General features: G+C 58.5%; 15 protein-coding genes. 10 read left to right on the top strand and 5 right to left on the bottom strand.

Annotated elements, in window-relative coordinates:
- Positions 1 to 163: 163 nt before the first annotated feature.
- From J7394_RS04775 to J7394_RS04750, 6 genes are all read left to right on the top strand, one after another.
- Entirely contained in the window at positions 164 to 769 is a 606-nt protein-coding gene (locus tag J7394_RS04775) for a VPLPA-CTERM sorting domain-containing protein (protein WP_209251332.1), read from the top strand.
- 207 nt (positions 770 to 976) lie between these two features.
- Positions 977 to 1,264, top strand: coding sequence for a co-chaperone GroES (groES, locus tag J7394_RS04770; protein WP_170352338.1), 288 nt, complete (start codon positions 977 to 979; stop codon positions 1,262 to 1,264).
- 56 nt (positions 1,265 to 1,320) lie between these two features.
- Complete coding sequence (gene groL, locus J7394_RS04765) at positions 1,321 to 2,964, top strand: chaperonin GroEL (RefSeq protein WP_170643143.1); 1,644 nt, start codon at positions 1,321 to 1,323, stop codon at positions 2,962 to 2,964.
- Between the two features lie 178 nt (positions 2,965 to 3,142).
- The gene (locus J7394_RS04760; protein WP_209251330.1) at positions 3,143 to 3,979 is read left to right on the top strand and encodes a DMT family transporter; all 837 of its coding nucleotides are present in this window, start codon (positions 3,143 to 3,145) and stop codon (positions 3,977 to 3,979) included.
- Between the two features lie 44 nt (positions 3,980 to 4,023).
- Positions 4,024 to 4,797, top strand: a complete 774-nt coding sequence (locus J7394_RS04755; RefSeq protein ID WP_209251328.1) for a triacylglycerol lipase — start codon at positions 4,024 to 4,026, stop codon at positions 4,795 to 4,797.
- A complete protein-coding gene (locus tag J7394_RS04750; protein WP_209251326.1) occupies positions 4,794 to 5,945 on the top strand; it encodes an alpha-D-ribose 1-methylphosphonate 5-triphosphate diphosphatase in 1,152 nt (383 codons plus the stop codon). Before J7394_RS04755 ends, J7394_RS04750 begins: the two co-directional genes overlap by 4 nt.
- Before the next feature lie 66 nt (positions 5,946 to 6,011).
- On the opposite strand, the gene J7394_RS04745 is transcribed toward J7394_RS04750, so the two are convergent.
- The 3 genes from J7394_RS04745 to J7394_RS04735 form a co-directional block, all read right to left on the bottom strand.
- Entirely contained in the window at positions 6,012 to 7,079 is a 1,068-nt protein-coding gene (locus J7394_RS04745) for a 5-(carboxyamino)imidazole ribonucleotide synthase (protein ID WP_209251324.1), read from the bottom strand.
- Positions 7,072 to 7,560 (bottom strand): 5-(carboxyamino)imidazole ribonucleotide mutase, encoded by a 489-nt coding sequence (purE, locus tag J7394_RS04740; RefSeq protein ID WP_170664738.1) that lies wholly within the window; start codon positions 7,558 to 7,560, stop codon positions 7,072 to 7,074. The genes J7394_RS04745 and purE overlap by 8 nt, the downstream gene beginning before the upstream one ends.
- A 65-nt stretch (positions 7,561 to 7,625) precedes the next feature.
- On the bottom strand, positions 7,626 to 7,850 hold the full coding sequence (locus J7394_RS04735; protein ID WP_037308505.1) for a YdcH family protein: 225 nt from the start codon (positions 7,848 to 7,850) through the stop codon (positions 7,626 to 7,628).
- Positions 7,851 to 8,013: 163 nt separating this feature from the next.
- On the opposite strand from J7394_RS04735, the gene J7394_RS04730 reads away from it, so the two are divergent.
- The 4 genes from J7394_RS04730 to J7394_RS04715 all read left to right on the top strand — a co-directional run bounded on the left by J7394_RS04730 (position 8,014) and on the right by J7394_RS04715 (position 10,523).
- Complete coding sequence (locus J7394_RS04730; protein WP_170374660.1) at positions 8,014 to 8,427, top strand: Hsp20 family protein; 414 nt, start codon at positions 8,014 to 8,016, stop codon at positions 8,425 to 8,427.
- A 5-nt stretch (positions 8,428 to 8,432) separates the two neighbouring features.
- Positions 8,433 to 8,657: a DUF1150 family protein gene (locus J7394_RS04725; RefSeq protein ID WP_170374662.1), complete on the top strand. Its 225-nt coding sequence runs from the start codon at positions 8,433 to 8,435 to the stop codon at positions 8,655 to 8,657.
- 109 nt (positions 8,658 to 8,766) lie between these two features.
- Positions 8,767 to 9,654, top strand: a complete 888-nt coding sequence (locus tag J7394_RS04720; protein WP_209251323.1) for a PhzF family phenazine biosynthesis protein — start codon at positions 8,767 to 8,769, stop codon at positions 9,652 to 9,654.
- On the top strand, positions 9,651 to 10,523 hold the full coding sequence (locus tag J7394_RS04715) for a glycosyltransferase family 10 (protein WP_209251322.1): 873 nt from the start codon (positions 9,651 to 9,653) through the stop codon (positions 10,521 to 10,523). The genes J7394_RS04720 and J7394_RS04715 overlap by 4 nt, the downstream gene beginning before the upstream one ends.
- On the opposite strand, the gene J7394_RS04710 is transcribed toward J7394_RS04715, so the two are convergent.
- The gene (locus J7394_RS04710; protein ID WP_209251321.1) at positions 10,520 to 11,359 is read right to left on the bottom strand and encodes a hypothetical protein; all 840 of its coding nucleotides are present in this window, start codon (positions 11,357 to 11,359) and stop codon (positions 10,520 to 10,522) included. The two genes, J7394_RS04715 and J7394_RS04710, sit on opposite strands and share 4 nt — an antisense overlap.
- Before the next feature lie 241 nt (positions 11,360 to 11,600).
- Positions 11,601 to 13,319, bottom strand: a complete 1,719-nt coding sequence (locus tag J7394_RS04705) for a bifunctional sulfate adenylyltransferase/adenylylsulfate kinase (RefSeq protein ID WP_209251320.1) — start codon at positions 13,317 to 13,319, stop codon at positions 11,601 to 11,603.
- Positions 13,320 to 13,398: the final 79 nt, after the last annotated feature.

Here is a 13,398-nt window from a genome sequence, read left to right as displayed (position 1 = left end):
TTGGGTGGTTCAGCTTTTGGCTGAGTAGCCTCTTGTGAGATCTCCAAAACGGAGAACTTCCATCCAATTATGGCAAAAAATGGGCTTTTAGTTTGGATGCAAGACTGATCCGTGAGATGGTTATGAGGGTGTGAAATGGTTAAACGGTGTTTTGGAGTGCGTAATGATCAGAGTTTGTTGTCTCTTTTTAGCTTTTTGTCTGGCTGCAAGTAGTGCTGACGCGGCTACTTATCGATATCTTCTGGGTGACCACCCTGGTGGTTCGGCGCAAGCGAACTATGACTACGGTCTGCGGCTAGACAGGGAAGACCCAGATTTATTTTACACATTCCAAAACAACAATGCGTTTTTGATCTATGACGATGTGCTGGGTACAGCGTCAATTACTGGTACAGTTAACCAGTCGCTGTTTGGCAATGTAACTTCGCCTACAAATGTTGCCATTAGCTATGTTCTTTCAGGCATCGTTGATTTCGGCGGTGGTTTTTTTACCGCAACAGGAGGATCTGGTAGCGTCGGAGGGAACCTGCTGATGGGTAAACAGCAGGACATGAATGATCCTACCAGCCCCGCTTTTCTTTTCCTCAATGATGGTCACCGACTTGGTGGTTCCGGTATCGTAGGCCGCGGTTGGGTGAATGGTGAGGAACGTCCAAACGATTTCTTGTTCACTGCGACAGTGGCTCCAGTTCCACTTCCAGCTGCTGGTCTGCTGCTGATAGGTGGTCTTGGTGCCTTGGGTCTAATGCGTCGAAAAAAACGCGCTTAATTTGTTTTTTGTAGTTTTAGAACGCCCGGATTTTTCCGGGCGTTTTTTGCGGCAAGTTTTTGCGACAAGTTTTTGCGACAAGATAGTTGACACAGTCGGGGGGGCTGACTAGCTATGCGTCGTTATCACTCTCTACCCTTGAGTGCTAACGCCTCGCCAGTCGGCGAGGGGAGGATAGATAAACTTTGAGCCCAAGGAGCTGCAAAGATGGCATTGAAACCGCTTCATGACCGTGTGCTGGTTCGCCGTACAGAAAGCGAAGAGAAAACCGCAGGCGGCCTGATCATTCCTGACAGCGCAAAAGAAAAGCCCAGCGAAGGCGAAGTCGTCGCAACCGGTGAAGGCGCACGCAAGGACAGCGGCGAGCTGATCGCAATGGCGGTCAAAGCTGGCGACAAGATCCTGTTCGGCAAATGGTCGGGCACCGAGGTTCAGGTCGACGGCGAAGAGCTGCTGATGATGAAAGAAAGCGACATCATGGGGATCATCGAGTAAGCCGCCGCGCTTCACTCTGATCTTCATTTACAACTAATTTCTCAAGGAGAAACGACATGGCTGCAAAGGACGTCAAGTTCGACACCGATGCCCGTAACCGCATGCTGGCAGGTGTGAACATCCTGGCCGATGCTGTTAAAGTGACCCTGGGCCCCAAAGGCCGCAACGTGGTTCTGGATAAATCCTTCGGCGCACCGCGCATCACCAAAGACGGTGTTTCGGTTGCCAAGGAAATCGAACTGGAAGACAAGTTCGAAAACATGGGCGCGCAGATGGTGAAAGAAGTCGCCAGCCGCACCAATGACGAAGCCGGTGACGGCACCACCACCGCAACCGTTCTGGCTCAGTCCATCGTCAAAGAAGGTCTGAAGCAGGTTGCTGCTGGCCTGAACCCGATGGATCTGAAGCGTGGCATCGACCTGGCGACCGCCAAGGTTGTTGAAGGCATCAAGGCCGCTTCGCGCGAAGTCAAAGACTCGGCCGAAGTTGCTCAGGTTGGCACCATTTCGGCCAACGGTGAAGCTGAAATCGGCAGCCAGATCGCAGACGCGATGCAGAAGGTTGGCAACGAAGGTGTTATCACCGTCGAAGAAAACAAAGGTCTGGAAACTGAGACTGATGTTGTCGAAGGTATGCAGTTCGACCGTGGCTACCTGTCGCCTTACTTCGTCACCAACGCAGACAAGATGATCGCAGAACTCGACGACTGCATGATCCTGCTGCACGAAAAGAAACTGTCCTCGCTGCAGCCGATGGTTCCGCTGCTCGAGCAGGTGATCCAGTCGCAGAAGCCTCTGCTGATTATCGCTGAGGATGTTGAAGGCGAAGCGCTGGCAACTCTGGTTGTCAACAAACTGCGCGGCGGCCTGAAAATTGCTGCTGTAAAAGCACCGGGCTTCGGCGATCGCCGCAAAGCCATGCTGCAGGACATCGCAATCCTGACCGGCGGTCAGGTCATCAGCGAAGATCTGGGCATGAAGCTCGAGTCCGTGACCATGGACATGCTGGGCACCGCCAAGAAGATCGAGATCACCAAAGACGAAACCACCATCGTTGACGGTGCTGGCGAGAAAGCCGAGATCGAAGCACGTGTTGCTCAGATCCGCACTCAGATCGAAGAAACCTCGTCGGACTACGACCGTGAGAAGCTGCAAGAGCGCGTTGCCAAACTGGCAGGCGGTGTTGCTGTTATCCGCGTCGGTGGCATGACCGAAGTTGAAGTGAAAGAGCGTAAGGACCGTGTGGACGATGCTCTGAACGCGACCCGCGCTGCTGTGCAGGAAGGCGTTGTCGTCGGCGGTGGTGTTGCTCTGGTTCAGGCCGGCAAAGCACTGGAAACTCTGGAAGGTGCAAACGCTGACCAGAACGCCGGTATCAACATCGTTCGCAAAGCGATCGAAGCGCCGCTGCGCCAGATCGCCGAGAACGCAGGTGTTGACGGTGCGGTCGTTGCGGGCAAAGTCCGTGAATCCGGCGATGTATCGTTCGGCTTCAACGCGCAGACCGAAGAATATGGCGACATGTTCTCGTTCGGCGTGATTGACCCGGCCAAAGTTGTCCGTACCGCGCTGGAAGACGCGGCCTCGGTTGCTGGTCTGCTGGTCACCACCGAAGCAATGGTTGCTGACAAGCCCGCCAAAGAAGGCGCGGCACCTGCTGGCGGCATGCCCGACATGGGCGGCATGGGCGGCATGATGTAAGCTGCCTAGGCCATAGTGCTTACGAGCGGGGTCGCCTTTGGGCGGCCCCGTTTGCGTTTGGAATGCCCGTTGCGCGGTCATGCCTTCGGCGGAGGTTTTGTTGAACTGAAGAAGGCTGCCGTTGCACTTAGCTGGAAAGTGAGTGTGCAAAGCGGGGGCAACGCGCTATGCGGGTTTCATGAGACTTTTTCTTCTGACCTCCCTGACCATGTGCGCCTTTGCGGCCAATTCGATTCTGAACCGAATGGCGATTGAGAGTGGGGTGAGTGATCCTGCGGGGTTCGCCGTTGTCCGTGTTCTCGCGGGGGCGGTAGTTCTGGCCGTGTTGGTTCTTTTGAAGGGCGGGGTTCTGCCGCTTCGGTCGCCACGTCGGATCATCGGGGCGGGTTCACTGTCTCTCTACATGATTGGCTTTTCTTTGGCTTACCTGACGCTGGACGCCGGGTTGGGGGCGTTGATCCTGTTTGGTGTCGTTCAGATCACCATGTTCGCAGTTGGGGCTATGACTGGAGCGACCCCGACGGCGCGCCAATTGGCAGGCGCAGCGGTTGCGCTGGGCGGTTTGGCCTATGTGCTTTGGCCATCGGGGGCCGTTCAGGTGGACACCTTGGGGGCTGCTCTGATGGTTGCGGCGGGGATTGGCTGGGCCGCTTATTCCTTGGCCGGGCGTTCCGAGCCGAACGCGTTGGAGGGCACCGCGGCCAATTTTGTTGTCGCCTTGCCCGTCACGGCATTGGCCTTGCTGGTGGCAGGTGGTACATGGCAGATGACCGGATTTGGCTATTTTCTGGCGGCTCTGTCCGGAGGCGTGACTTCGGGCCTTGGCTACGCGCTTTGGTATCGCGTGTTGCCGCAGCTTGCCCCTTCGGTCGCTGCGGTCGTACAGCTGAGCGTCCCTGTCATCGCAATCGTTGCCGGAATTTTGCTGTTGGGTGAGGTGGCAAGCGTACGATTGATCATCGGCGCAGCGCTGGTTTTGGGCGGGATCGCGCTGGCAGTACAGCGCAGAACCTGAGGTCACATCTTTCCCCGAACCAAAATAGGCCTTATCTGGCGGGTATGAGAGTTCTGCTTGCCATATTTTTTCTCCTTCTCCCGGCTGCGGCCCAGGCGAAATGCGTGATCCTGCTGCACGGGCTGGCTCGGACCGAGGCGTCCTTTTCGGTGATGGAGCAATTGTTCGAGGTGCATGGCTACACGGTCATTCGCCCAGGTTATCCGTCGACCGATTTGGGCATTCCGGAATTGGCCGAGCAAACTCTGCCCGATGCGTTCGCCGAATGCGGGGACGACACCGCAAATGTCGTGGCGCATTCCATGGGCGGTATCCTGTTGCGCTACTGGCTGCAGGATCATGAACCGGAGAATTTGGGTCGCGTTGTTATGCTTGGGCCGCCCAATCAGGGCAGCCAGTTGGTAGATGAATTGGGTGCATGGGAGGTGTTCGGCTACCTCAACGGTCCGGCAGGATTGCAGTTGGGCACAGGCCCCGAGGGGATCCCGCGCCAATTGCCTCCGGTAGAGTTCGAGCTTGGGGTGATCGCGGGTGAAAATTCTCTGAACCCGGTCTTTTCGACGATGATAGACGGGCCTGACGATGGCAAAGTGTCGATCCGCACGACCCGAGTAGAAGGTATGGCGGATCATATCGTTCTGCCCGTGACGCATACTTTCATGATGAACAATCCTCGCGTCATGGCTCAGGCGCTGCACTTCATCGAGTTTGGACAGTTCGACCCGCAAATCACTTGGCTTGATGGGGTGATGGACGTAATTGACGAGATCTGTATCGGGCAGGATTGCTCGGAGCCAGACTCGGAGCGCACGGAATGACCGCATTGGAACTGACGTTGACCGGAGCAGAGGTTCTGCTGCCGGAGGCCGGGTTGTCGCGTGCCGATTTGTCAATCGCCGAAGGGGAGGTGCAGGGCGACCGAACCGGGCGACAGGTTGATCTGTCCGGCTATTTGGTTCTCCCCGGCATCATCGACCTGCACGGGGACGGGTTTGAACGTCATATTGCCCCGCGCCGTGGTGCCATGAAGCAGATGAACGAAGGCATCCTTTCGGTCGAGGCCGAACTTGCCGCCAACGGCATCACCACCGGCGTTCTGGCCCAGTTCTACAGCTGGGAGGGCGGGGTGCGCGGGCCGGATTTTGCCTCTCAGGTGTTCAAGGCGATTGCCGAGGTCAAGGACAGCACCGTCACGGATCTGATCCCGCAATTGCGGTTCGAGACACATATGTTGGACGATTATGACGGCTTGGCCGAAAAGATCGCGGATTGGCAGGTGCCGTATGTCGTCTTCAACGATCACCTGCCGCATGACCGCCTGGCCGAAGGGCGCAAACCACCACGCCTGACCGGGCAGGCCTTGAAAGCGGGGCGCAACCCCGATGCGCATTTTGAGATGCTGCTATCCATGCACGCCCGTAGCGATGAAGTCCCTGCGGCGTTGGACACGCTTTGCGCTGAATTGACCCAAAGCGGCGTGCGCTTGGGCAGCCACGATGATGCCACGCCCGGGACCCGCGCAGGGTGGCGCACCAGAGGCGTTTCGATCGCTGAATTCCCCGAAACCCTCGCCGCCGCCGAAGCCGCACGTGCGGCCGGAGATCATATCATCCTCGGCTCACCTAACGTGGTGCGCGGAGGCTCCCATAAGGGCAACGCCAGCGCGCTGGACTTGATCGCGATGGGGCTGTGTGATGCTCTGGCCTCGGACTACCACTACCCCAGCCCGCGCCGCGCCGCATTGATGTTGGCAAAAAGCGGGTTGCTGGATTTTGCAAACGCCTGGGCGCTTGTCTCATCCGGCCCCGCACGAGTTCTTGACCTGAAAGATCGGGGCACGCTGATGCCGGGTCAACGCGCCGATATCGTCATCCTTGACGCTAAAACCCACCGCGTCGCCGCCACCTTTGCGGGCGGACGTGTCAGCCACATGTCCGGTGACATAGCGGCCAGATTTTTCGCCTGACCACCTCATCTTCTTCTGTTCAAAAATACCTCCGCCGGAGGCATCGCGCAGACTGCGCGATTTCCCTCAGCGAGCGATGCGGTTGAAGTGACCCATCTTCCGTCCCGGCTTGACCTCGGCCTTGCCGTACAAGTGCAATGCAACTTCCCGCTCCTGCGCTAGGTCCGGCACGCGGTCCATGTCGTCGCCGATCAGGTTCTCCATCACCACGTCCGAATGCCGCTGCCCATCGCCCAACGGCCATCCGACCACGGCGCGAATGTGCTGTTCGAACTGGTCGACGGCGCAACCATTCTGCGTCCAATGACCCGAGTTATGCACCCGAGGCGCGATTTCATTCACGATCAGGCCCGAGGGTGTAACGAACAGCTCCACCCCCATCACGCCCACATAGTCCAGCGCATTTAGAATGTTGGCCGCGAGCAGTACCGCATCCGTCCGTTGCTCCGGGCGCAGGCGGGCAGGGACCGTTGTGGTGTGCAGGATACCGTCGCGGTGGACATTCTCACCGGGGTCAAAGCAGGCGACCTGACCATCAAGCCCGCGGGCCGCGATGATCGAGACCTCGTGCGAAAACTCCACAAATCCCTCAAGGATCGCAGGCGCGCAGGCCATATCGGCCAGAGCAGCCTCGGCATCCTCAGGCGCGCGCAGGCGGGCCTGGCCTTTGCCGTCATAGCCGAACCGGCGGGTCTTCAGGATCGCGGGTGTGCCGATTTCCTCAATGGCCGTATTCAGACTTGCCAGATCGGTGACGTCTGCAAAAGGCGCGGTGTTGAGCCCCAGACTTTGTAGGAAGTTTTTCTCGGTCAACCGGTCCTGACTGACCCGCAGCGCCTCGCGTCCCGGTCGGATCGGGCGGTGGGCTTCCAACAGGTCTAGCGCCTCGGTTGGGATATTCTCGAACTCGTAGGTGATGACATCGACCGAGTCGGCGAAGGCGCGCAGCGCGTCGGCGTCGTCATAGGGTGCGGTTGTCAAGCGGTCGGCGACTTGCGCTGCAGGCGGGTTCGCGCCCGGCTCAAAAATATGCGTCACAAACCCCAAGCGGGAGGCAGCGACCGACAGCATCCGGCCCAACTGGCCTCCGCCCAGGATTCCAATCCGGGCACCGGGTTTCAGAGCGTCACTCATCAACAGGCTCCTCCGGGATCGAGGCGGACAGAGCCTCACGCCACGCGTCCAGCCGTTCAGCCAGTGCGCCGTCCTGCAAGGCCAGAATACCGGCCGCCATCAGACCCGCATTGGCCCCACCTGCCGAGCCGATTGCCATGGTTGCCACAGGAAACCCTTTCGGCATCTGAACGATCGAATACAGCGAGTCGACGCCCGACAAAGCCCGCGTCTGAACCGGAACGCCGATCACTGGCACGCGGGTTTTCGATGCCATCATGCCGGGCAAATGTGCGGCCCCGCCAGCGCCTGCGATGATCACATGCAAACCGCGCGACGCAGCGGTCTTGCCGTAATCCCAAAGACGATCAGGGGTGCGGTGGGCCGAAACGATGCGTTTTTCATACGCGATGCCCAATTCATCCAAGATATTGGCGGCTTCTTTCATCGTAGGCCAATCCGATTGGCTGCCCATGATGATCCCCACTTTCACATCGCTCATCCGCTTGCGTCCCTGCCGTTCGAAAGAGCGCGCACTATAGCCAAATCCGCATGCGTGGCAATGCGTCAGGCGATGATGTCGGGGGTCAGGCGATCCTCGATCAGACGGATGATGTCTTTCAGCCGCAGTTTCTGCTTTTTCAACCGTTTGATCGTCAATTGATCCGATGTACCGGTGGCCTGCAACGCCTCGATCGCCTCATCAAGATCACGGTGCTGACGGCGAAAAACCTCCAGCTCAACACGCAGAACTTCGTCGGTTTTCATGGAAAGGTCAGTGGGCGCGTTCATTGGCGACTCGGGCTTGTTGTGGTGCGTCCCCAACAAGATAGTGTGCAAGACGTTATCGCGCCAGACCTTGTGGACTTCCCGGTTTCTTCCCATATTCTATCTTGTGCGGTTGCCAAAACGGGGCCGCCCAATACGTCGCTTTGACATAAAAGGACGAGAACACGTGTCAAAACTTACCTTGGGCTCATACCCGCATCTGTTGGGGTTCGAGCAATTGGAACGCCTTCTGGAACGGTCTGCAAAGGCTGGCAATGAAGGATATCCGCCCTACAACATCGAACAGACCTCGGACTATTCCTACCGCATCACTCTTGCGGTGGCCGGGTTCGCGGAAGAGGATCTGTCGATCACAATCGAGGATCGCCAGCTGGTGATCCGAGGCCGTCAACGCGACGACAGCGAGGGGCGCATCTTCCTGCATCGCGGCATCGCGGCGCGTCAATTCCAGCGCATGTTCGTGCTGGCCGACGGTGTTGAGGTGGGCGAGGCGATCATGGAGAACGGTCTGCTGCATGTGGATCTGACCCGCGCCGTGCCGGAAACCGTGGTGCAGACAATCAACATACGGAAGGGGTAAGAGCAATGAACACACCGATTGAAATCAACACCGAAGGCGACCGTATCGTCTATGTCAAAACGGTTGAGGTTGCCGATTTGCCCAGCGATCTGCGCGATCAGGCGGGTGATCTGGATCAGCTGTACGCCGTTCATGACTCAGACGGGCAGCAACTGGCGCTTGTCGCCGACCGCAAGCTGGCCTTTGTGCTGGCCCGCGAGCACGATCTCTCGCCGGTGGCCGTTCACTGAACGGCCCCAGCCACACGCGTTTGCGCGTGACATTCCGCCCGACACCAGCGAAACATGCACAAGCTCCGGATTGCATCCGGGATGACATGTGCATGTAAGGAAAAGCTGGATGAGCTGGTTCGATTTTGACTGGGTGGATGCCTTTACCGACAAAGCCTTTGGTGGCAATGGCTGCGCCGTCGTCCATGGCGCGGCCCATCTGTCGGACGAGGTCTGCATGGCCTATGTGCGCGAAACCTCTCTGGTCGAGTGTACGTTTTCAGGCCCGTCGGATGTGGCCGATATCCGGGTGCGGTATTTTCTGGCCAGTCGTGAAATCCCCTTTGCCGGTCATCCGACCATCGCAACGGTCGCGGCACTTCGGTCGCGCGGCCTAGTTGAGGGTGACTCTCTGACGTTGGAAACCGGGGCAGGCCTTGTCGCCATTCGTCTGAACGGTAATGAGATCGAGATGACACAGGTTGCGCCGGAATTTGGAGCACATGTTCCCGCCGATCTGGTTGCCAGCGCGATTTCGCTGTCCGAGGACGCGATAATTTCTCCGCCGCGATTTGTCTCTACCGGGTTGCCGTTCTGTATCACTGTGCTGCGGGATCACGACGCCTTGCGCGCAGCGCGGCTGGCCGAAGGTCCTTTGCGCGAGGTGGCAGCAGTAGCGGGATTTTCTGGTTCAGATATGGCAGAGCCGTTTTTGGTCACCTTGCAGGGAGCGACGACACAGGGGGATACGTTCTCGCGCCTGCTGCTGGCCCCGCCCAGCCCACCCGAGGACCCATTTACTGGGTCTGCCACGGGCGCGATGGCGGCCTATCTTTGGAAATACGGTTTGATGAAGAAAGACCAATTCATCGCTGAGCAAGGCCATGACATGGGGCGCCCGGGGCAAGCAACGGTGACGCGTGTCGGTCCGAGCGATGCCATGACCGGGATCAAGGTGGCGGGGCAAGGCTATGTTCTGATGCGCGGACAGGTCGACTTGCCTGAGGCGGACCAATGACCGAAGCGATTGCTGTTTTGCCTTACGGGCACCGTCTGGGCCCGAAACTGGCCAAGGTGCCTCTGTCCGAGCTGATCTGGCACGAGGGCTGCCCGGATCGTTTGCTGGGCAAAACAGTTGGCGACCTCGCGCCGACGGATCATCTGATCATGTATCCCAATTCGACGGTTCACTGGCGATTGCGGCGGGGCACAAAGGCGCGGATTTCACTGATGATGGGTGAGCCTTCGGCCATCCACGCCAAGCATGACCGACAGCTGCGCCTGACATGGCGGCGGTTCTTTCGGGTGTTCACCTTTCACGACGTTCTGCTGGAAAACCTGCCCAACGCCGTTTTTCTGCCCTATGGCGTGACGATGGTGCCGGACTGGCAGGAGCTACAGGCTGAGAAGGTTAAATCCTGCTCGCTGATCGCCTCGGCCAAGCGGGACCTCGTGGGCCACCAGCTGCGCCATGACGTGATCGACTGGATCCGAGAAACCGGGGCCGATGTGGATATCATGGGGCGCGGATACACGCCTTTCGACCAAAAGTCGGATGGGCTGGCCCCTTACCGCTATTCAGTCGTGATCGAGAACGTGCGGGAGCGGAACTATTTTTCCGAGAAACTGATCGACTCGATCCTGTGCGCAACGGTTCCGATTTACTGGGGCTGTCCGAATATCGGGGATTTCATGGACACTTCGGGGATGATCCTCTGCGAGACACAGGCAGAGATACAACAAGCGATCCAATCTGCGTCCCAAGAAGACTATGCTAAGCGTCTGCCGCATCTGAAGGCGATTCAGGACGTAGCCGCAGATTACGGTCAGTTCGAAGAGCGGGCAGTACGCGCTCTGCGGCATGAGCTATCGGGCGCGCCCGGTTAAAGCCCCATCCAAGCCATCGGCGCGATTGGGTTGTCTTGTGGGTCAATCCTGTGGCGAGTGCACAAGGTGCTGAGAAACGATCCCCGCGCCGGCAGGCCCGCAGTCTGTTGGGCCATGAATTTCTTCTGATGCCCAAATACATGCACGGAATGCACCCCGTCCCGTTCAATAGCGGATGGCGGCACACGAGGATCGTGCAACTTCCAAAGCCCCTCATTCGCCAGCGGGTAGAACGTATCGGCGGGCATAGCGTGGATGTCCTCTCCGGTCTCACACAGAAAATGCCCCAGCGCCTTCGGGCCGGAGCATCCCCAGGGCAGCGCCTCGATACCCCAGGTCTCGCCTTCCGCGATACGCTGCGCATTGCGTCTACGCAGCTTGGCCCCGCGCCAGGGTTGAGTCGGGTTGGCCGAGGTGACAAAGGCCAGCATCTGCGCAAGCGTTTGCGAGTCTTGCGGCAAGCGCAGCACTCCGTTGGGAAATTTGCCGGATTGAGACGGGGCAAAGACATAAGGGGACGCAAAATCAAAGGGCTTCAGACAGAGCGCATCCAGATCCACCCAGATGAAATCTGTGCTTTCCAGCAACCTCAGCCTGAAAATATCCGAAAAAACCGCAACACCCAGCCGATCTTCGGGCCGCAGATCAAATTGGGCGGGCCACAGTATCTCGGACGCGTGCCGCAGGTCGACGCCATTCGGGATGCCCGCGATGTCATGCGCCGCAAAAAGGGTGAAGGAATGGCCATGGTCCAGATAGGATTGTATGCACAGCGCCTCAAGCCAGCTGAGATCGGAGCCAAACCAGAAGCTGGCGATTTGAGGAAGGGGGTGCATCGTGGATTGGCCGAACAGAAACTGACTGGGCCGACTGCATCAAGGCTACGCATCTTTGTCAATCTCGGTCGTCATAGCGTTTCGGGTTAAACCTGCGACACGAATACCCTGCCACGCTTTCAGCGTTCTCGGGACATTCGCGCCACTTTATGATTTAGTTAAAACCCGAAACGCTTTGATTGTACGAAAAACGGCCCCCGGATGACCGGAAGCCGTTTCCATTCTGGCTTAGCGCAATCGCTTAGTTCGCGGCGATCAAGCCCATGCTCTCAAGCTTCAGCAGAACCTGATGGGCGCAGTTGTCGACCTCGACATTCTCGGTCTCGACGCTCAGTTCAGGGTTCTGGGGCACGTCGTAAGGGTCCGAGATGCCGGTAAACTCTTTGATCTTGCCTTCGCGCGCCAGCTTGTACAGGCCCTTGCGGTCGCGGCGTTCGCATTCCTCGATGCTGGTGGCCACGTGAACCTCGCAGAAGGCGCCGAACTTTTCGATCTCTTCGCGCACAGCCCGACGGGTGGCGGCATAGGGCGCAATCGGCGCACAGATGGCGATACCGCCGTTCTTGGTGATCTCGGAGGCCACGTAGCCAATGCGGCGGATGTTCAGATCGCGGTGTTCCTTCGAGAAGCCCAACTCGGACGACAGGTTTTTACGCACGATGTCGCCATCCAGCAGCGTCACGGGGCGGCCGCCCATTTCCATCAGCTTGACCATAAGCGCGTTTGCGATGGTGGATTTGCCCGAACCTGAAAAGCCGGTGAAGAACACGGTAAAGCCCTGCTGGCTGCGCGGCGGTTTGGTTTTGCGCAGTTCCGCCACAACCTCGGGGAAGCTGAACCATTCGGGGATTTCCAAACCTTCTGCCAGACGACGGCGCAGTTCGGTGCCCGAGATGTTCAGGATCGTGACATCGTCCTTGTCGAGGATCTCGTCATTCGGCTCGTACTGGGCGCGTTCCTGCACATAGACCATGTGCTTGAAATCGACCATCTCAACGCCGATTTCATCCTGGTATTTGCGGAACAGGTCTTGCGCATCATAGGGGCCGTAGAAATCTTCGCCAGCCGAGTTCTTGCCGGGGCCAGCATGGTCGCGGCCAACAATGAAGTGGGTGCAGCCGTGATTGGCGCGGATCAGACCGTGCCAGACGGCCTCACGCGGGCCAGCCATACGCATCGCCAGGTTCAGCAGCGACATCGAGGTGGTCGAGGCCGGGTATTTATCCAGAACCGCCTCATAGCAGCGCACGCGGGTAAAGTGGTCCACGTCGCCAGGCTTGGTCATGCCGACAACCGGGTGGATCAGCAGGTTGGCCTGCGCCTCTTTCGCGGCGCGGAAGGTCAGTTCCTGGTGGGCGCGATGCAGCGGGTTGCGGGTTTGGAACGCAACAATGCGACGCCAGCCCAGTTTGCGGAAATAGGCGCGCAGCTCGTTCGGAGTATCCCTGCGGCCACGGAAATCATAGTGTACGGGCTGTTGAATGCCGACAACGGGACCGCCCAGATAGACCTTGCCTGCGACGTTATGCAGGTAGTTGACGGCCGGGTGCGCATCGTCATCCGCGCCAAAAACCTTCTCGGCCTCGCGCGATTTGTCGGGGGTCCAGCGGTCGGTCACGGTCATGGTGCCGAGGATCACGCCCTCTTGGTCGCGCAGGGCAATGTCCTGGCCCAGTTCGATGCTTTCGGCGAACTCTTCGCTCACATCCAGTGTGATCGGCATCGGCCACAGCGTGCCGTCGGCCAGACGCATGTTCTCGACCACGTTGTCGTAGTCGGCCTCGGACAGGAACCCTTTCAGCGGGTTGAAGCCGCCGTTCATCAGCAGTTCCAGATCGCAGATCTGGCGCGGAGACAGGTCATGGCTGGTCAGATCCGCTGCCTCAACCTTCAGCTTCTGGGCCGAGTCATAAGAGACGTATAGTTCGGGAATGGGGGCGAGATTGCTTAACATTGTCATCGGAATTCTCTTGTCGATGTGATGATGCGCCAGTGTGATCTTGGCATTTGAAACGGCATGTGCCCCGCCACTGAGTCAG

This window comes from Ruegeria sp. R13_0 (genome assembly GCF_017743995.1).
Taxonomy (GTDB): Bacteria; Pseudomonadota; Alphaproteobacteria; order Rhodobacterales; family Rhodobacteraceae; genus Ruegeria.
The sequence above is the reverse complement of the archived record's forward strand: the minus strand, read 5'-3'. Positions and strand labels throughout refer to the sequence as shown.

Coding starts and splice junctions, on each gene's coding strand:
- J7394_RS04775 (WP_209251332.1), top strand. CDS start 164: ATGATCAGAGTTTGTTGTCTCTTTTTAGCTTTTTGTCTGGCTGCAAGT.
- groES (WP_170352338.1), top strand. CDS start 977: ATGGCATTGAAACCGCTTCATGACCGTGTGCTGGTTCGCCGTACAGAA.
- groL (WP_170643143.1), top strand. CDS start 1,321: ATGGCTGCAAAGGACGTCAAGTTCGACACCGATGCCCGTAACCGCATG.
- J7394_RS04760 (WP_209251330.1), top strand. CDS start 3,143: ATGAGACTTTTTCTTCTGACCTCCCTGACCATGTGCGCCTTTGCGGCC.
- J7394_RS04755 (WP_209251328.1), top strand. CDS start 4,024: ATGAGAGTTCTGCTTGCCATATTTTTTCTCCTTCTCCCGGCTGCGGCC.
- J7394_RS04750 (WP_209251326.1), top strand. CDS start 4,794: ATGACCGCATTGGAACTGACGTTGACCGGAGCAGAGGTTCTGCTGCCG.
- J7394_RS04745 (WP_209251324.1), bottom strand. CDS start 7,079: ATGAGTGACGCTCTGAAACCCGGTGCCCGGATTGGAATCCTGGGCGGA.
- purE (WP_170664738.1), bottom strand. CDS start 7,560: ATGAGCGATGTGAAAGTGGGGATCATCATGGGCAGCCAATCGGATTGG.
- J7394_RS04735 (WP_037308505.1), bottom strand. CDS start 7,850: ATGAACGCGCCCACTGACCTTTCCATGAAAACCGACGAAGTTCTGCGT.
- J7394_RS04725 (WP_170374662.1), top strand. CDS start 8,433: ATGAACACACCGATTGAAATCAACACCGAAGGCGACCGTATCGTCTAT.
- J7394_RS04720 (WP_209251323.1), top strand. CDS start 8,767: ATGAGCTGGTTCGATTTTGACTGGGTGGATGCCTTTACCGACAAAGCC.
- J7394_RS04715 (WP_209251322.1), top strand. CDS start 9,651: ATGACCGAAGCGATTGCTGTTTTGCCTTACGGGCACCGTCTGGGCCCG.
- J7394_RS04710 (WP_209251321.1), bottom strand. CDS start 11,359: ATGCACCCCCTTCCTCAAATCGCCAGCTTCTGGTTTGGCTCCGATCTC.
- J7394_RS04705 (WP_209251320.1), bottom strand. CDS start 13,319: ATGACAATGTTAAGCAATCTCGCCCCCATTCCCGAACTATACGTCTCT.